Annotated in this window: 16 protein-coding genes; all 16 read right to left on the bottom strand. The window is 62.5% G+C overall.

What is annotated here, in order from left to right; translation table 11 throughout:
- Positions 1-327 precede the first annotated feature (327 nt).
- Positions 328-1,077, bottom strand: coding sequence for an SDR family oxidoreductase (locus K225_RS0117230; RefSeq protein WP_026437543.1), 750 nt, complete (start codon positions 1,075-1,077; stop codon positions 328-330).
- 13 nt (positions 1,078-1,090) lie between these two features.
- Positions 1,091-2,527 (bottom strand): aldehyde dehydrogenase family protein, encoded by a 1,437-nt coding sequence (locus tag K225_RS0117225; protein ID WP_026437542.1) that lies wholly within the window; start codon positions 2,525-2,527, stop codon positions 1,091-1,093.
- 133 nt (positions 2,528-2,660) lie between these two features.
- Positions 2,661-3,419, bottom strand: a complete 759-nt coding sequence (locus K225_RS0117220; protein WP_238323266.1) for an SDR family NAD(P)-dependent oxidoreductase — start codon at positions 3,417-3,419, stop codon at positions 2,661-2,663.
- A gap of 19 nt (positions 3,420-3,438) precedes the next feature.
- Entirely contained in the window at positions 3,439-4,152 is a 714-nt protein-coding gene (locus K225_RS0117215) for an ABC transporter ATP-binding protein (protein WP_026437540.1), read from the bottom strand.
- A complete protein-coding gene (locus K225_RS0117210) occupies positions 4,149-4,901 on the bottom strand; it encodes an ABC transporter ATP-binding protein (protein ID WP_026437539.1) in 753 nt (250 codons plus the stop codon). Before K225_RS0117210 ends, K225_RS0117215 begins: the two co-directional genes overlap by 4 nt.
- A complete protein-coding gene (locus tag K225_RS21135; protein ID WP_034713179.1) occupies positions 4,901-5,695 on the bottom strand; it encodes an SDR family NAD(P)-dependent oxidoreductase in 795 nt (264 codons plus the stop codon). Before K225_RS21135 ends, K225_RS0117210 begins: the two co-directional genes overlap by 1 nt.
- A complete protein-coding gene (locus K225_RS0117200; protein ID WP_026437538.1) occupies positions 5,692-6,681 on the bottom strand; it encodes a branched-chain amino acid ABC transporter permease in 990 nt (329 codons plus the stop codon). Before K225_RS0117200 ends, K225_RS21135 begins: the two co-directional genes overlap by 4 nt.
- The gene (locus tag K225_RS0117195) at positions 6,678-7,586 is read right to left on the bottom strand and encodes a branched-chain amino acid ABC transporter permease (RefSeq protein ID WP_026437537.1); all 909 of its coding nucleotides are present in this window, start codon (positions 7,584-7,586) and stop codon (positions 6,678-6,680) included. Before K225_RS0117195 ends, K225_RS0117200 begins: the two co-directional genes overlap by 4 nt.
- A 113-nt stretch (positions 7,587-7,699) precedes the next feature.
- Complete coding sequence (locus K225_RS0117190) at positions 7,700-8,896, bottom strand: ABC transporter substrate-binding protein (protein ID WP_238323265.1); 1,197 nt, start codon at positions 8,894-8,896, stop codon at positions 7,700-7,702.
- A 143-nt stretch (positions 8,897-9,039) separates the two neighbouring features.
- Positions 9,040-10,560: a long-chain-fatty-acid--CoA ligase gene (locus K225_RS0117185; protein WP_026437535.1), complete on the bottom strand. Its 1,521-nt coding sequence runs from the start codon at positions 10,558-10,560 to the stop codon at positions 9,040-9,042.
- A 38-nt stretch (positions 10,561-10,598) separates the two neighbouring features.
- Positions 10,599-11,771, bottom strand: a complete 1,173-nt coding sequence (locus tag K225_RS0117180; protein WP_026437534.1) for an acyl-CoA dehydrogenase family protein — start codon at positions 11,769-11,771, stop codon at positions 10,599-10,601.
- A gap of 79 nt (positions 11,772-11,850) precedes the next feature.
- Positions 11,851-13,251, bottom strand: coding sequence for a dihydrolipoyl dehydrogenase (gene lpdA, locus K225_RS0117175; RefSeq protein ID WP_026437533.1), 1,401 nt, complete (start codon positions 13,249-13,251; stop codon positions 11,851-11,853).
- Positions 13,248-14,666 carry an MmgE/PrpD family protein gene (locus K225_RS21130; protein ID WP_238323264.1) on the bottom strand — a complete coding sequence of 473 codons (1,419 nt, stop codon included), beginning with the start codon at positions 14,664-14,666 and terminating at the stop codon, positions 13,248-13,250. The genes lpdA and K225_RS21130 overlap by 4 nt, the downstream gene beginning before the upstream one ends.
- Before the next feature lie 9 nt (positions 14,667-14,675).
- A complete protein-coding gene (locus tag K225_RS0117165; protein WP_026437532.1) occupies positions 14,676-15,944 on the bottom strand; it encodes a dihydrolipoamide acetyltransferase family protein in 1,269 nt (422 codons plus the stop codon).
- Positions 15,945-15,947: 3 nt separating this feature from the next.
- Entirely contained in the window at positions 15,948-16,733 is a 786-nt protein-coding gene (locus K225_RS0117160) for an enoyl-CoA hydratase/isomerase family protein (protein WP_026437531.1), read from the bottom strand.
- 25 nt (positions 16,734-16,758) lie between these two features.
- On the bottom strand, positions 16,759-17,739 hold the full coding sequence (locus K225_RS0117155) for an alpha-ketoacid dehydrogenase subunit beta (RefSeq protein WP_026437530.1): 981 nt from the start codon (positions 17,737-17,739) through the stop codon (positions 16,759-16,761).
- Position 17,740: the final 1 nt, after the last annotated feature.

Genomic DNA, 17,740 nt, shown 5'->3' with positions numbered 1-17,740 from the left:
TTGCTGGCGCACGATCGCAGCTATGAGCCAGGCTACGTGCGAGAGCAGGCCTGAGCCACAAAAACCGCGGCCAGAAACAAGAGCAGGAGAAAACCACCGATTGCTCAAGCAATCATGCAGTGATGGCAAGACAGGTCAGACCGTGGTGGATGCAATCCGATAAGAGCATGGCACTTCGAGTGCGCTGAACCGATAGGACATTCACCAGCGACTCCCATCAGGGACCGTGGCTGGCGCCACAGAAAGTCCGGATATACGGGTGCAATCTTTACTGTCTTGACTTCAGTGAGTGAGGGCTTGGCTTATTCGGGGCGTCCATATAGGCTCTTAGATGGTGCGCCCGCCATCCACGGGGAACTCCACCCCCGTGATAAACGCGGCATCCTCGCTGCCCAGGAACACCGCCGCGCGCGCGATGTCGATCGGCTCGGCGAGTCGTCCCATCGGTACGGTGGCAATGAATTTCTTGCGGTTCTCGGGCGTGTCCGGCATGCCCATAAAAGACTCCAGCAGACCCGTTGCACCCATGACCGGGCAGATGGAGTTGACGCGGATGTTCTCCGGTCCCAGTTCCACTGCCATCGACTTGGACAGCAAATTCACAGCCCCCTTGGAGCCGTTGTACCAAGTCAGCCCCGGCCGCGGGCGGATGCCAGCCACCGAGCCCACGTTCAGAATGACGCCACCACCCTGCTTGCGCATGACGGGCACGACGGCGTGCGTCATGTGGAAGATGGACTTCACATTGATATCGTAGACGCGGTCAAAAGTGGCTTCGTCCACCTGCAGCATCGGCTGGTTCCTGTGCGTCCAGCCTGCGTTGTTGACCACGATGTCCAGGCGACCAAACTTCTGCAGGGTCAGAGCGACTGCGGCGTCGATGTCAACCCTCTTGGTCACGTCGCAGGTCGCGGCAATGGCACTAGCGCCGATCGCATCGGCTACTGCCTGCGCTCCTGGGCCATTGAGGTCCGCCACCACCACCTTGGCGCCCTCTGCGGCGAACTGGCGTGCGATCTCCGCGCCGAAACCGCTGGCCGCACCAGTCACGATGGCTACTTTGTCTTTCAAACGCATTGGTGTCTCCTTGTCATTCGCCGTGGTACTGCACCACGGTCTTCACGTTGCAGAACTCTTCCAGGGCCAGGAAGCCCTTTTCGCGGCCGTGGCCGCTGCGCTTGACACCACCGAAGGGCAGTTCCACCCCACCTCCGGCGCCGTAGCAGTTGATGTAAACCTGACCGCAATGCATCTGCTTGGCAATTCGCGTCTGGCGGCCACCATCGCGCGTCCAGATGCCGGCGAGCAGGCCGAAGTCGGTGGCGTTGGCAAGCGCAATGGCATCGGCTTCCGTATCGAAGGGGATCGCGGCCAGCACCGGGCCGAAGACTTCGTCGCAGGCCAATTGATGATCGCGCGGCACGGGGCCGAACAGCGTGGGGGCCACGTAATAGCCACCCGTCGGCACATCGGCCACAACGCTGCCCTGTGCCAGCACGGGAATGCCTGAATCAACGGCGCGACGGATGAAGCCTTCCACGCGCTGCTTCTGACCGGCATTGATCAAGGGGCCGCAGTCGCGATCCATCGCCGGCGAGCCAGCGCTCGACTGCTTAAAACGCTCCACCACCATACCGATAAAGCGGTCGTAAATGGAGCGCTGCACCAGCAGGCGGCTACCTGCGGAACAGGTCTGGCCAGCGTTCTGGGTGATGGCCTTGATCACGAAGGTGGCGGCGCGCTCTAGATCGGCATCCTCGAACACGATCTGTGGCGACTTCCCGCCCAGCTCCAGCACGCACTTGATCGTGCGCTCGGCGGCGGCCTTTTGAATCAGCGTACCGACCTCGGGCGAACCGGTGAAGGTGATGAAGTCGATGTCACGGTGCTTGGACAGTGCATCGCCCGCTTCTTCGCCCAGGCCGGTGACCACGTTCAGCGCCCCATCCGGCAGCCCCGCCTCGCGGGCGATGTCGCAGAACGCCAGCGGGCTCAGGCAGGCATCTTCCGAGGGCTTGAGCACCACCGCATTGCCCATGGCGAGCGATGGCACCACCGATCGGCCGAACATCTGCGCAGGGTAGTTCCACGGCAGGATGTGCGCCGTCACGCCATAGGGTTCGCGAATCACCACGACGTGAAAGTCGTTCATATACGGGATTTGTTGCCCATGCACCTTGTCCGCAGCGCCGCCGTAGAACTCACAATAGCGGGCCGCGACGACGATGTCATTGCGCGCCTGCGACATGGGTTTGCCCGTGTCGCGTGACTCCAGCAGGGCCAGCTCCTCCTGACGCTCCAGAATCAGTTGCGACATGCGTACCAGAATGCGACCGCGCTCCGTAGCCGTGAGCTTGGCCCACGGGCCGGAGAGCGCCGCACGCGCCGCGCCCACAGCCTTGTCGATGTCCTGCGCATTGCCACGCTCGAGCGTGTCGAATGATTCGCCGGTGCTCGGGTCGATTACGGGCAGGGTCTGCCCACTGGTTGACCGAACCCACTGTCCGTTGATGAAATGCTGCGCCATAGAGATTCTCCCTAAGAGTGAGGTCAAACGTACACGGCCGGGTTCAAGGAACGGGCCATCAACATGCACGGACGATGGGTATCGTGTTCACAGCCAAGGATCTGTGCCAGGTCAAACTGTTGTTATGTGAGTTTCAGCGCAGATAGGTGCCACCGTTGACGTCAAGGATGGCTCCCGAGGTGTACGACGCGCCGGGCGAACACAGGAACGCGATGGCCGAGGCGATCTCGTCCGGCTCGCCCATGCGGCGCATGGGATAGCTTGCGCCGTCGTAGCCCTGGTTGCGGGTCATGCCGGAGGCCACCGGCCCCGGCGCCACACCGTTGACGGTCACGCCATGGGCCACGGCGCGCTGCGAGAACCAGCGCACGAGCGCATGCACCCCGCCCTTGGAGGCCGCATAGTGCGGGCCTGCACGCAGGCCTCCAGACCAGCCAGCAATGGAGCCGCACAGCACGATCCTGCCGTGCTTGCGTTCTACCATGGCGGGCAGAGTAGCACGCACTAGGTTGATGGGGCCGAGAAGGTTGACCTGTATGACGCGCTGGAACGCTGTGTCGTTCCAGTCGTCCGCCATCCAGTCATCGTCATAGGGGCTGATGCCCGCCGCATCCACCAGGCCCGAGATGGCGGGCAGCCGGGACACGAGGTCCTCCACTGCCGACCGGTCGCTGCTGTCACAGGAGTGCACCGACTCCACACCGGCAATGCCTTCTGCAACCGCCTCTAGCGCGGCCGTGGGGGCCACGTCCACAAGCACCAGCTGCGCGCCCAGGCTGCTGCAAAGGCGTGCCGTAGCTACTCCAATGCCGCCTGCGGCGCCGGAAATCAGAATGCGCGCGTCGGCCAGATCGAAACTGCCCAGGGAATTCGTGTGGGTGCTGCTGCTCAAGGTGTTCTCCCCGTTGTCGTCACACGGATAGGTAGCGTCGCTTGACGTCATCGTTGGCCCTCAGATCCTCGATGGTTCCGCTGAAGACCGCCGAGCCGCGATCGATCACCACGGCGCTGTCGGCCAGGCCCAGGCAGAAGTGCAGGTTCTGTTCGGCCAGCACGATGGTGGTTCCCAGTTGGCGCAGCGTCTCGATCAGGTCGCCGATCTTCTGCACCATGATGGGCGCCAGCCCCTCACTCGGCTCATCGAGCAGCAGCAAGCCGGGATTGCCCATCAGCGCACGGCCGATGGTCAGCAGCTGCTGCTCGCCGCCCGAGAGCTGCCCGCCCATGCGCCCCTTGAGTTGCGCGAGCAGCGGAAGCATCTTATAGACGCGCTCGATATTCCACTCGCACGTGCCATCCGCGCCCTTCTTGGCCGCGATCTCCAAGTTGTCCTGCACGCTCAGATCGGAAAAGATCTGCCGATCCTCTGGCACGAAGCCCACCCCTGCACGCGCCACCATGTGGGACGGCAGGCCGCGGATTTCCCGGCCCGCAAGCCGGATACTCCCAGAACGTGGCGACAGAATGCCTGCGATAGCTTTCATCGTCGAGCTCTTGCCCGCGCCGTTGCGCCCCAGCAGCGCCAGCGTCTGACCCTTGCCCACCTCCAGCGCCATGCCAAACAGCACCTGACTGGAACCATAGAACCCGTCTATGCCAGTGACCTCCAGAACGATCTCGCTCATGGATGAACCTCCTTGGGACGCCCCAGATAGGCCTCGATGACCTGAGGATTGATCCGTATCTGCTCCGCCGTGCCCTCGGCGAGCAACTTGCCATACGACAACACGTAGATCTTCTGCGCGATGCGAAAGACAATCTCCATGTCATGCTCGATCAGCACCACCGTCATGCCACCCTTCTTCCATAGTGCATACACCGTCTCGATCATCTGCTCACGCTCCTCTGGCCCCATGCCCGCAATCGGCTCATCGAGCAACAGCAGCTTGGGCTGCAGCACCAGGGCCAGCGCTAGATCGAGCAGCTTCTGATCCCCGTGCGACAGATTGCCACTGACCACCTGCGCCTTACGTTGCAGGTTTAATTGCTCCATTACTTCGTAAGCGCGGTCACGCGTCGCCGCAAGCGGAAAGCGTCCACGCAGACTAGCTGACTTGCCCATCGGCGACATGAGCGCAGCACGCAGCGATTCCTCCACAGTCAGCGTCTTGAACAGCTTGGCCACTTGGAACGCGCGCCCCACGCCCATGTGCACGATGCGGTTGCTCGACAACCCCACGATTTCTTGGCCATCGAGCAGAATGCTGCCCGAGTCCGGCGGGAACACCCCCGAGATCAGGTTGAAAAAAGTGGTCTTACCCGCGCCATTCGGCCCAATTACCGCGCTCAGCGAATCTTTCTCGAAATGCATGCTCACATCGTTGGTGGCCACCACGCCACCGAACGATTTTTTGAGATGTGATATTTTCAGCATCAGACCAACCTTGTCTTGTTATCCCGCGCACGTGCCCCTGGCACGCCGCCATAGGTCTGCCAGGGCGTGCCTGCGAGCCAGCCCGCATCGACCGGCAGATCCACGCCGGTAATGCCACTACTAGCATCCGAAGTGAGAAATGCCACCGCCGCTGCAACCTCCTCGGTTCGCACCATGCGCCCGAGCGCCGTGGCGCGCGTGAGATCCGACGGATCACGGTCGCCCACGTCGATGGCCCGCTGCAGGGCCGGCGTCAGCGTGTACCCTGGCGACACCGAGTTCACACGCACGCCTGAGCGCCCCCACTCACCCGCAAGGCACTGCGTGAGCGAGATGACCGCAGCCTTCGCAGGCGCATAAGCATGCAGCGGCACCGAACGTGAGCCGGTGATGGAGGCGATATTGACCACCGCGCCGTGCCCGCGCCGGGCCATGACGGCTCCGAATGCCGCGCAGGTCAGATAGGTTCCACGCAGGTCGATATCCATCACCCGGTCCCAGGTCGCCATATCAAGGTCCTCGGGCGGCAACCTCGGCTGGATGACGCCTGCACTGTTGACCAGCACCGAGACCAGACCGTGCTCCGCCTCGATGCGCTGGAGCGCCTGGTGCACGCTGTCCTGCTGCGCCACGTCGCACTCGACGAACGCCATGGCGCTCACCGTGGCTCGGGTTGCGGGGAGATCCAGCACCACTACGCGGTCGCCGCGCGCTGCCAGGGCCTGGGCGCACGCCAGGCCGATGCCGCTCGCGCCGCCCGTGACGACGCTGACGATGTCTTGAGACCGATTCATGCCTTCACCCTCTTGAACCTGCGACTGAGCTGAAGCACAAAATCCAGAATGCCGCGTTTGAAACCCAGCGCGAAAATCAAAACGATCACGCCCAGCACCAATCCGTGCGATTCCGTCACCCGCGTGATGACGTCGTTGAACAGCAGCAAAAGGCCTGCACCCACCAGCGGCCCCAGGTACATGTGCAGGCCGCCCATCATGATCATGAAGATGGCCTCACCCGACATGGTCCAGTAGCTGAACTCGGGAAATGCGCCCGACACGAACAGCGCCATGATTACCCCGCCGATGCTGGCAAAGCAGCTCGAGAGCACAAACGCGTACAGCCGAATGCGCCACACGTTGATGCCGAGAAACCAGGCGCGATCGGCGTTGTCCCGCACCATCCGCAACGAATAGCCGAACGGCGACTGCAAAATCCAGCGGATCAGCAATAGGCACGCCACACCAAGAAAACACGCGAACCAGTACAGCTCACGGAAGTTCGCCAGATTAATCCCCAGGAACACCGGACGCGGAATGCCGCCAGTGATGCCCTGGTCGCCGCCCGTCATGTCCACCCACGACAGGATGATCCGGTGCACGAACATCTGGAATGCCAGCGTAAGGAAGGCGAAGTAGATCTCCTTGAGACGCACACAGATCGCCCCCACCAGTGCGCCGACCACTGCTGTGAGGAGCACGGTGCCCGCAATGGCCGAGGGAACCGACACCCCCGCCTTCTGCATGAGCAACGCAAACGTGTAGGCCCCGCCACCAAAGAACATCGCATGCCCGAAGGACACCATACCGCCGTAGCCGATCAGCATGTTCAGAGAGGTCGCAAGAATGCCGAAGGCAGCTAAGCGGATGATGAAGTCCTGCAGTGCGCGCGACGAACTGAGCAGCGGAATTACTGCCAGGATCGCGAGTGCCAACAGAGCAATGGCCCACTCCCGCGTTCGCGTGCTGCCGTCCGTGGTTGCGACAGACTGTGATGCCCTCATGCTCGGCGCTCCTTTTTACCCACCAGACCGCCCGGCTTGAGGATCAAGATGAAAATCATGGCGAGGAACATCACGCCCTCGACAAACGACGGAAAACCGACCGAACCGAACGAGCGCACCAGTCCGATGAGCAGCGCACCCACGAGCGCGCCCGTCACCGAGCCCATCCCCCCGATCACCGTGACGATGAACGCCTCGATGAGAATCGAGAACCCCATGCCTGGCGATGTCGATCGCACCGGCGCAGCCAGCGCACCCGCTACCCCAGCAAGCAACCCGCCGCAGGCAAAGACGCCTGCATAGATCAGACTGGTGTTCAGCCCAAGCGCGGACGTCATCACCTTGTTCTGCGCGGCAGCGCGCACCACCTTGCCGGTGCGCGTCTTGTTGAGAACCAGCCAGAGCACCAGGGCGATGACGACGGACACCGCGATCAGCGCGATGTAGTAGATCGGAATCACGCCTCCTGCAATGAACAGCGGCGGCGCCTGAAAGGCCGTGGGCATGCCCATGGAGCGGAACTCGGCGCCCCAGAAGATCTTGACGGCGTCGTCAAGGATGAGGATGAAGGCATAGCAAACGAGCAGCTGCATGAGCACGTCGGCGTCATATACCCTTCGCATGAAAAATCGCTCGAAGAACACCGCAAAGGTGGCAACGCCCAGCCCGGCTGCGGCCACCGCCAGCAGAAAGCTCCCGGAGGCTGCATACACGGTCACTGCGATGTAGGCACCCAGCATATACAGGGCACCGTGTGCAAAATTGACGACGCCCAAAACGCCGAAAATCAGGGTGAGCCCTGCGGAGACTAGGAACAGCAGTGCTCCGATGATCAGCGCAGTGCTTGTCTGCGTGACGAGGCACGAGGCCGACGTCAGGCATTCGAAAAGTAACGTTAAGTCCAAGAAAGCCTCCGTTAAAGATGCATAAACTCGGCGCGCCGAAGATTGCGCCAGCTGCGCACGCCGTGCTCCAGTGGCGCAGCGTGCGCAGAAGCCTCGTCAAAAGCGGGATGACGTCAGGCCCAGCCCTTGCTCTTCTTCCATTCGGCTTCCAGCTCCGCGATCAGCTTCCAGTCGCCGATGGTGGGAGACTCCATGTAGGGTTCCTTTTGCGTGAGCAAGCCCCAGCCCGTGGAATAGTCAGTGAGGGTCTGATCCTCGGCTCGCAGCGTCAGCTTCCCATTAGTGCCAAACGGCGAATCGATGGTCATGCCACGCAGTGCCTCAGCCATCTTCTTGCCATCGGTGCTCTTAGTCTTCTGCATGGCCGCAGTCAGGAAGTTGACGCCAGTGGCACCACCCCAGGACCAGTTGGTCGGCATTTCCTTGTACTTGGCAAAGTAGGCATTGGCCCAGGCCAGATTGGCAGGAGAGTTGGGGACACTGCGCAGATAGCGATTGCCCGAATGCAGACCCTGCGGCAAGTTCTTGACGGCCGTGAGCACCGTGTAATCGGCGATATTCACTGCGAAGAATTGCAGGTTGCTGAACAAGGCATAGATGTTGCCCTGGTCAATGAACGAGGTCAGGTCGCCCCCCCATAGTGCCGAATACACGGCCTGCGGCTTGCTCTGCACGATGCGAGTGAGGATCTCGCTATAGTCGGGCTGAGTCAACTTGGGCCAGAACTCGCCTACCACTTCGATGTCAGGATTGAAGCGCTTAAGGTACTGAAGGAACTCCGCCGTCGTGTCACGCCCGTAGGCATAGTCGGGCGAGCAGGTCATCCAGCGGCGCAGCTTCTTTTCCTTGGCAACCTTGGCCGCATAGGAGCCACCCACGATGGCGTCGTGGATGCCCTGGCGCATGCAGCGGAAGGTGTTGGGCGCGCGCAGCTTCGGGTCTGCCGTGAGCGATGAGGTCTCAGAGATAGCATGCATGCACAGCACGCCCAGATCGCGCGCCACTTCATGAACCGCAAACGCGCCGGAGGAGGCTTCCGCATCCAACAGGATCTCGCAACCGTCCGTATTCACCAGTTCGCGCGCAACGCGTGCGGCCTCCTGCGGCTGCCCTTTGGAATCGCGAATCACCATCTCGATTTTGCGTCCGCCCAGGCCACCCGCGGCGTTGAACTTATCCACCTCAAGCATCACCGCATTGCGCGTCGTAATCCCCAGCGTGGCCACACGCCCAGAAAGGATGGTAGGCATGCCGATGCGGATCGGCTTGTCCTGGGCCAACACCACGGCAGGAAAGCCGATGGCACTCATGCCCGCGATGGCCGTGGCGCCCTGGATTAGTTTGCGGCGCTGTGGCTGCATGGGGGTGTCTACTGCATCTATTTTCATCGTCGTCTCCTTGGGTTGAAATGAGTGGTCACTCGGGTGACGGAATGCACAAGCTGGCGAAACATTCAGGCGGTAGATGGCGAAGAGCCCGCGAGCTGCGTGCGCAACACCCGCTTGAGCATCTTTCCGCTGGGATTCCGCGGAAGTGACTCCAGGCAGACAAGCTGCTTGGGCACCTTGAAGCCGGCAAGATGACGTCGGCAATGCGCCTGCAGGATCTGGTAGTCGAGTTGTGCCCCCTCCTTCACCACCACCACGGCCACTACCCGCTCGCCCCATTGCTCGTCGGGCAGCCCGATGACCGCGGCCTCGGCGACCTCGGTCATCTGGTAGAGCACCCGCTCGACCTCGGACGAGGCGATGTTCTCGCCGCCGCTGATGATCATGTCCTTCATGCGATCGGTCAGGAACAGAAATCCGTCTGCATCCAGATAGCCCAGGTCGCCCGTGCGCAGCCAGCCGTCGGCATGAAAGGTCGCGGCCGTCTTGACGGGATCGCGCCAATATCCTTTGGTGACCTTCGGGCCGCTTAGGCAGATCTCGCCCTGCACGCCAACAGGCACGCTGCGCCCCTCGTCGTCGCGAATCTCAAGCCGCACGAGCAGCGTCGCGCGCCCGGTCGAGCCGATCTTCTCGATCTCCCTGCCCGGTTCCATGAAGGTGTCGCCGGAGCAACTCTCGGTCAGGCCGTAGGCATCGATGTAACGGCTTGCCGTGAAGTACGAGGTGAACTCGCGGATGCGTTCTTCCGGCGTCTTCTCCCCGCCGCCCACGATCCAGCGCAGGCTGTCGACCCGGTAGTTCATGCGCTCGGGGCAATTCAATGTGCGGTTGAGCATCACCGGCGCCATCCAGCCGCAGGTGATGCGCTCGCGCTCGATGGTGGCTAACACCTTCACCGGATCGAAATCCCGCAGGATGACCATGCTGCCACCCATCTGCAGCACGGCCACGCCGGGCAGATCGAATGCGCCCACGTGATAAAGCGGCCCCACCACCAGAATCCGATCATCGCGCCCCAGGCCAAGCACGGCGATGTGGTCTATGTTCTTCCAATGAAAGTTGGAGTAGGTGTGCATCACGCCTTTGGGACGATCCGTGGTGCCCGAGGTGTACATCAGGCGAAACAAGTCATCTGGAGTGCTGGGATGCGCGATCGTCTCCTCGATACTTGCAGCGCCGTCCGTGAGCAGGCGCATGTCCCTTTGAGCCTGCGCATCGACCAGCACCCTTGCATCGATCTCTGCGACCAGATGCGCCAGTTCCTCGTCCACGAAGAGCAGCGTGGCACCCGCGTGTTGAACGATGTAGCCCACCTCGGCCGCCGAGAGCCGGTAGTTCAGAGGTAGCACTACAGCGCCCACATGCCCGATGGCCATCGTCAGTTCCATGAATGCGGCGCTGTTTTTCATGAGCAACGCCACGACGTCGCCTGACTGTATGCCCTGACGCCGCAGGTGCGCCGCGAGGTGGTGTACGCGCGCCATGAGGTCGCCATAGCTGATGCGCTGATCTTCATACACGATAGCCAGGCGTTCCGGATCAAGCCGGGCCCAGTAGGCCACCGAAGCACTGAGTGACACCATGATTTCGTCTCCGGGCAAGCACCTTGTTGTTACGCGACTTAATAAGACTTAGGCATGCCCAAATCGTGCGTAGCCACGTAGTTGAGGATCATCTCCTCGGAGATCGGTGCGAAACGGAACAGCCGCGCATCGCGCCACAGGCGCTCGACGTGATACTCCTTGGCATAGCCCATGCCGCCCATGGTCTGCATGGAACGCTCGGTTGCGCGCGCCACCGCCTGCGCTGCCAGGAGCTTCGCCGCGTTGGAATCGCTGCTGTAGGGCAGGCCCGCATCGAAATTGCTGGCGGCCTTGTAGTTCAATAGACGGGCCGCTTCATTTTCAACGTGGCATTGGGCCAGCGGAAACTGCAGTCCCTGGTATGTCGATATCGGACGACCGCCAAACACCTTGCGGTCGTTGGCATAGTTCACCGCTAGGCGGATGGCCAGCTCACCCGTGCCCACCAGTCCGGCGGTGGTGACGATGCGTTCTGTGTTGAGCACGTCGGTGAGTTCACGCCAGCCGCCGTGCAGCGTGCCTATCAGCTCGTGCGGTTCGACGCGGACGTTGTCAAAGAACACGCTGCTAGACGCCAGCGTGCGCGTGCCCACCTTGTCAATGGCCGTGTGCGTGAGGCCCTCGCGCTGAACGTCGATCATGAACATCGACAGCCCGTCGCTGCGGCTCTTGGAATCCTCGAGCTTCTTAGTCCGCGCAATCACCAGCATCTTGTGCGCGTCCGTCACGGCGGTGATCCAGATCTTTCGACCATTGAGACGCCAGCCCGCGCCGTCCTCGGCCGCGAACGTCTTGATCTCCAGAGAATTGGTTCCCGCATCGGGTTCGGTCAGCGCCATGCAGAAGTTCATGCGCCCTTCCAGCAAGGCAGGCAACAGTTCCTTTTTCATCTCTGGCGTTCCGAACTTGGAGACCGACACGCCACCGAAGATCGGGTTGATCATGAACAGTTGGCCCAGCGTCGAACCGGCTCCCGTCGCCGAAAGCGTCTCAATGATCAGTGCCATCTCCAGCATGCCCAAGCCTGATCCGCCATACTCCGTCGGCAGAGCAACGCCCGCGAGTCCGGCCTCGCAGATTGCCTGCCAGATTTCGTTGGGAAACGCCTTGCGCTCGTCGATGTCGCGCCAGTACTCGAGACCGAAGCGCTCGCCCACCTTGCGAGCGGTTTCGATCATCATCTTTTGTTCGTCGTTGAAGCTGAAATCCATGGGAGCATCCTTGGCCTGAAGGTGTGGGTAGCCACGTAGCGGCAACCGTTGTGTGAGGTGATGTGGTTGGGTGTATCGATCAGATATGCAGCGCCCTTGACGAGGCCGCCAGCACCGATTCATGCAGCGACTCCGACAGCGTGGGATGCGGCCAGACGGTCTCCAAAAGCGCCTCGTCCGTGCCCTCGAGCACCCGCGCCACGCCGAACGCGCCGATCAGCTCGGTCACGCCCGGCCCCACGAGATGTGCACCCAAAATCTCGCCGGTGTCCGCATCGACCACGGTCTTGATGAACCCATCGGTGTCACCCAGCGCCACCGCCTTGCCGTTGCCGACGAGCGGAAAACGACCCACCTTGATGTTCATGCCCTGCTCCCTGGCTGCACGCTCTGTGAGCCCGATACTGGCCGTCTGCGGATGCCCATAAGTGCAGCCGGGTACGTCCTGCGCGCGCAGTGGATGGCCACCGGTAAGCCCCATGATCTGCTCCACGCAGGCCACGCCCTGGTGCATGGCGCGATGGGCTAACCAGGGCGCACCGGTGACGTCACCGATGGCATGGACACGCGGATCTGCCGTCTTGCCGAACGCGTCAGCCTCGATCCTTGCACCATCCACGCGCACCTGGGTCGTCTCCAATCCCAAATCTTCTACGTTGCCCACCACGCCCACGGCGATGAGTACGGCATCCGCTTGCAACGTGCTATCCCCCGTCGACTCCTGCACCGTGGCGACAATACCGTCCGCGTCCGTCGTGATCGCTTTGAGCCGTGCGCCGGTTCGGATCTGCACGCCCTGCGCGCGATAACTGCTGGCGACAGCAGCGCTCACTTCGGCGTCCTCTTGCGGCAGTACGTCGTCCAGCACCTCCAGCACCGTAACCTGGGCGCCGAACGACTGATAAAAGCTCGCGAACTCCATGCCGATGGCACCCGCACCCACAATCAGCAGCGTGCGCGGCAATTGCGTGGACGAGAGCGCATCGCGAGACGTCCAGACCCGCTTTCCATCCGCATGAATGCCGCTCAGATCGCGGGGCCGCGCCCCGGTGGCAAGCACCACATCACGAGCGTACAGCGTGGATACTGAGCCACCAGCGTCAGTGATCTGCACGCGTCCCTCACCCAGCAGGCGACCGCGCCCTGCAATGAACTTGACGCCGTTCTTCATCAGCAAGCCCCGTACGCCCTGCGACAGCTTGCCCGCCACAGCACGCGAGCGCTTCATCACCTCTGCAAAATCGAAACTCGCGCCCTGCACCTTCAAGCCCAGCGACTCGATGCTCAGCAGATCACGCCAAGCCTCAGCCGCGTGGAGCAGCGCCTTGGTCGGAATGCATCCCCAGTTTAGGCAGACACCGCCGAGCGCCTCGCTCTCGATGAGCGCAACCCGCGCGCCGAGCTGCGCGGCACGTATTGCAGCCACGTAGCCGCCGGGGCCGCCGCCGATGACGGCGATGTCCACGTCCGGGTAGTTCATCGTGCGGCTCCCTGTGCCGATCCCTTCACCGGATGGGCGGCTTGCCGGGCGCTTTGAAAGCACGCGAACAGCTCGTCGAAATGCTGCGCCGGATTGTTCACCACACGCTCGAGGCCTTCGTACACCGCCTCCGGAATGGAGGACTCCGCGCCCACGCGCCGAATCAGCGCCCGCACGCCCGCACGGTCGTAAGCATAGTCGGCCGTGGTCATACGCTGGTCATGCTCCAGCGTCTCGCCGTTTTCAAACGTGAGTTCCACCACGCAGCACAGCCGCGGCACCTGCTCGTCCGCCTGCAGGCGGATCCTCTCGACGAGCGCGTTCACCTTTGCATCGCCGTACGATGTCATCTGCGCCATGGTCGGTGCGCCGTGCAGCAAGGTGGTGGCAATGCAAAACGGAATGCTCATCAGCGTACCGGAGATGCTCTCGAACGGCCCTGTGGCATCCATGCCAGCATAGCCCACCTCGTAAGGATTCATGCGCACGCGCACCCCCGTTATGCTTCGCGCGACAAGCTTGTCACGCAGCGCCAAGGCTGCTTGCACCGGAGTCTGGTTAAACGCACAGACTGGAAACGGCTTGAAGGTCACACGCTCGAGCGACCACTGATGCCCGAGCTGCGCGGCCAGTTCCTGCACATTGCAATCAATACGTGCAAAAGCGTGCACGAAGCCATTGCGGCCCTCGAACGCATGCGGCGCGGACACCGAGCCGGCGCGCGCAAGCTCCGTCGCCATCCAGCCTGTACGTCCCGCCATGCCTACTTGGTAGCGCCATTCGTCCGTGCCATCGTCAAAGGACTGCAGAATCCCGCCCGTAAACGACGCCGCATTGGACAGAGCCGCTGCCGTCTGCTCCACCGAAAGATCCATAAGCACGGCCGTCGCAGCTGCAGCCGACACCGTGCCATACAGTGGCGAGGATCGCAGTCCAGCGGTTGTGGTGAAGCCCGCGTAGGCCTTCTCCAGCAGCCCGCCTATTTCATAGCCTGCGATAAGCGCAGGCAACAGGCGTGACGCAGCAGCACGCTCACGCGTCTCGATGAGCGCAGTGAGCATGGGAATCAGAATCGCGCCAAGGTGCGCAGCGCCGCAGGTATCCTCCTGCGCACGGCCATGGAACAGAGCGCTGTTGGCCAGCGCTGCACCGCCGATCGAAGCACGGCGCCCATCCGCCAGCAGCGTTGCACCACTGGTCTGTTCGCCGTCCGTCGCCAGAGCGGCCTGCGCGGCCACCGGCGCGTAGGGTGTGCCGATGCAACCCACGGCGATGCCGTAGCCGTTCAACAGGCAAGCGCGTGCACGCTCCTCAATGTGCGCAGGCACGCCGTCACGGGACAAGCGGTCCGCGAACGTGGCCATCGCTGTTGCCAGGCTCTGTGAACGCGCAAGCTCCATATCGTTGTTTGACATCGTGACTCCCTAGAGCAGCGAAAGCGGCTGACGCAGATAGCCAATTACGCAATTGAGAAAGGCAAGGCCCGACACCCCGTCCACCAGTCGATGATCGGCCGCCAGCACCAGCCCCATTTCGTGGCGCGGCGAAGGCTGGCCTTGCGCGTCCGGGCGGAATACGTCGCGGATGCTTCCCACGCCCAGTATCATGGCCGTGCCCGGATTGATGATGGGCGTCATCCACGTCACTTCATGCATACCGGCGTTAGAGACGGTGATCGCGCCGCCGCCCATGTCTGCGGACGTAATCGCGCCCGTGCGCGCGCGCTCCACCACATCGTTGACACGCCGCGCAATCTCAGATAGCGATGCCCATCCAATGTCCCGCACCACTGGCACCAAAAGGCCACGCGCTGTGTTGACGGCCACGCCCACATCGACCTGATCAAACGACTGAATGCCTTCGTCCGTCCATACCTGATTGGCGGTCGGCATCTTGCGCATGGCACGTGCCACGGCGGCAACCACCAGATGGCTGAGCGTCAGTTTGACAAGCGGCTGGCTGTCGTTGATCTCGCTGCGCGCCTGCATCAGCCGCGACACCTCCGCCTCCGACGCCAGATAGAAGTGTGGAATCTGCTGTTTGGCGGCTGTGAGACGCCGCGCCATTGTGGCCTCGACGGAGGTCGGCTTACGCAAGGCAGCTGGTGCGTCAGCACTCATGCGCTGCGTCGGAGACAGCACGTCACGCTCGCCCGCCACAGCCACCATCGACTTGTCCGACTTCTCGGCCACATCTTGCTGCTGCGCCGCCGCATGCACGTCGTCCGCACGGATGCGCCCCCGAGGCCCCGTGCCCGCGACGCCATGCAGATCGACGTTCAAACGTGTCGCAATCCTGCGCGCCAGCGGCGTCGCGATGACGCGTTCTGTAGACGCAACAGGCGCGGCGGCCACAGCGGTTGCGGCAGACACAGTTGCGGGCATTGCGGACGCGGGCGAGTGAGCTGACGCCGCCACCGCAACACCCAGCGCCTGCGCGGAAGTGGCTGAACCACCAGCCGCATAAACATATCCGATGACTGCGCCTACGGTAACCACCTCACCTGCCTTGACCGACGCTTCCAGCAACATGCCATCGGCCTCTGCCGGATACTCCATCACGACCTTGTCGGTTTCGATCAGCACCAGAATGTCGCCCTGGCGGAATGCCGCACCCGGTGACACGACCCACTCGACCACCGTTCCTTCGGTCATCGTCAGGCCCAGTTTGGGCATCAATAGTTCTTGGCGCACGACTCAATGTCCTTCGAATTGAGCGACTCGCTTGGCAAGAAACGCCTGACAACCTTTGTGCGCGTCCTTCGAATCAAGAACCAGTCCGATCATGGCCTGCTCATGCGCGAGTGCCGCGCCCAGCGGCATGTCGGCACCGTCCCTGAGCGTGCGCTTGAGCAGGCGCAGCGTCAGCGGCGACTGCTGCGCGATGCGCTGCGCCAGTGCCATCACCTCGTCCATTAGCTGCGCGCGCGGCACCACCCGGTTGACCAGGCCGTAGCCAAGCGCCTCCTCCGCCGTGATCTGCTCGCCTGTAAACATCATTTCCTTGGCACGGCACAGTGGTACCTGCCGGATCAGGCGCTGCGATCCACCGGCCCCCGGGAAGAGTCCCAGCGTGATTTCGGGCAGCCCAAGACGCGCCTCCTGAGCCACAATGCGGATGTCCAGCGTCAGCAGCAATTCCGTGCCGCCGCCGAGCGCCCAACCATTGATCGCACCGATGGTAGGTTTGTCGCTGATCTCGATGTGGCGGAACACGCGGTGGATCACCTCGGCGAATTCCTGGTAGTGGGCAAGCCCCTGGCGACTGTCGAGATCGCGGATATCGCCGCCCGCCACGAACGCGCGCTCGCCCGCCCCCGTCAGTACGATGACACGCACACTCGCGTCCTGCTCCAAATGCCGGAACGCCTGCTCCAGCTCCAGCAGCGTCGGCACGTCGAGTGCGTTCAGTGTGCTCGGCCGGTTAATGGTCAGGAGGCCCACGGCATCCCGGACTTCGCTCACAATGACTTTTTCACTCATGGCATCTGCTCCTGTTTCGAACCCGTCACAGCACAGTTCGGATGGCGTCGGCAATACGCGTGGCGTTGACCTGATAGACCGCCTCCAGCGACTTGGCAAAAGGCACGGGCATGAACGGCGCGCCCACGCGCACCACGGGGGCATCGAGTTCGTCGAACACGTCTTCCCCGATGCGCGCGGCGATCTCCGCGCCCACTCCAAAGGCCTGCACCGCTTCGTGCACCACCACGACGCGATGAGTGCGCGCGATGGAGGCATAAACCGTCTCGCGATCCCACGGTTGGATGCTGCGCAGGTCGATCACCTCTACCGATCGGCCATCCTTGGCGAGCATCTCGGCGGCGAACAACGACATCGACACCGTCGCGCCATAGGTCACGATGGTGACGTCCGAGCCCTCGCGGGCGATGCGCGCCTTGCCGATGGCCACCGGCGACAGGCTGGTATCAACTGGCCCCTTCACGCCATACAGCGCCTTGTGTTCGACGAAGATCACCGGATCGGGATCGTTGATCGCAGCGCGCATCAGGCCATAAACATCTGCCGGTGTGCTGGGACACACCACCTTCAGACCCGGCACGTGGGCCAGCCACGCTTCAAGACATTGGGAATGCTGCGGCCCGGCATTCAAGCCGCCACCGTGCGGCGTGCGCAGCACCATGGGCACGTGGCTGCGGCCACCGAACATGAAGCGCGCCTTCGCCGCCTGATTGACCAGAGCATCCATGGACAGGGTCACGAAGTCCATAAACATGATCTCTACCACGGGCTTGAGTCCGCTCATTGCCGCACCCACAGCCATAGCGGTGATGGTGGCTTCGGAGATCGGCGTATCACGCACCCGCTTGGCGCCAAACGTCTCCAGCAACCCGCGCGTCACCTTAAACGAGCCGCCTGCCTCTGCCACGTCCTCGCCGAACACAATGACGTCGTTATCGGCCCTCATCGCGTCGCTCAATGCGGCGTTGGCGGCCTGAAAGTATTTCATTTCCACGGCGGATGACATC

The organism is Acidovorax sp. JHL-9, assembly GCF_000426205.1.
In the GTDB taxonomy this organism is placed as follows: domain Bacteria; phylum Pseudomonadota; class Gammaproteobacteria; order Burkholderiales; family Burkholderiaceae_C; genus Acidovorax; species Acidovorax soli.
Note: the sequence above shows the minus strand (reverse complement) of the source record. Positions and strands in the feature narration are given on the sequence as shown.

Bases quoted from the DNA above. Each gene is read 5' to 3' on its own strand.
- K225_RS0117185 (WP_026437535.1), bottom strand. From the start codon at position 10,560: ATGGTGTCACTCAGTGCTTCGGTGGCCTACTGGGCCCGGCTTGATCCG.
- K225_RS0117225 (WP_026437542.1), bottom strand. From the start codon at position 2,527: ATGGCGCAGCATTTCATCAACGGACAGTGGGTTCGGTCAACCAGTGGG.
- K225_RS0117155 (WP_026437530.1), bottom strand. From the start codon at position 17,739: ATGTCATCCGCCGTGGAAATGAAATACTTTCAGGCCGCCAACGCCGCA.
- K225_RS0117190 (WP_238323265.1), bottom strand. From the start codon at position 8,896: ATGAGTGCCATCGGCTTTCCTGCCGTGGTGTTGGCCCAGGACAAGCCG.
- K225_RS0117230 (WP_026437543.1), bottom strand. From the start codon at position 1,077: ATGCGTTTGAAAGACAAAGTAGCCATCGTGACTGGTGCGGCCAGCGGT.
- K225_RS21135 (WP_034713179.1), bottom strand. From the start codon at position 5,695: ATGAATCGGTCTCAAGACATCGTCAGCGTCGTCACGGGCGGCGCGAGC.
- K225_RS0117200 (WP_026437538.1), bottom strand. From the start codon at position 6,681: ATGAGGGCATCACAGTCTGTCGCAACCACGGACGGCAGCACGCGAACG.
- K225_RS0117180 (WP_026437534.1), bottom strand. From the start codon at position 11,771: ATGGATTTCAGCTTCAACGACGAACAAAAGATGATGATCGAAACCGCT.
- lpdA (WP_026437533.1), bottom strand. From the start codon at position 13,251: ATGAACTACCCGGACGTGGACATCGCCGTCATCGGCGGCGGCCCCGGC.
- K225_RS0117160 (WP_026437531.1), bottom strand. From the start codon at position 16,733: ATGAGTGAAAAAGTCATTGTGAGCGAAGTCCGGGATGCCGTGGGCCTC.
- K225_RS0117215 (WP_026437540.1), bottom strand. From the start codon at position 4,152: ATGAGCGAGATCGTTCTGGAGGTCACTGGCATAGACGGGTTCTATGGT.
- K225_RS0117210 (WP_026437539.1), bottom strand. From the start codon at position 4,901: ATGCTGAAAATATCACATCTCAAAAAATCGTTCGGTGGCGTGGTGGCC.
- K225_RS21130 (WP_238323264.1), bottom strand. From the start codon at position 14,666: ATGTCAAACAACGATATGGAGCTTGCGCGTTCACAGAGCCTGGCAACA.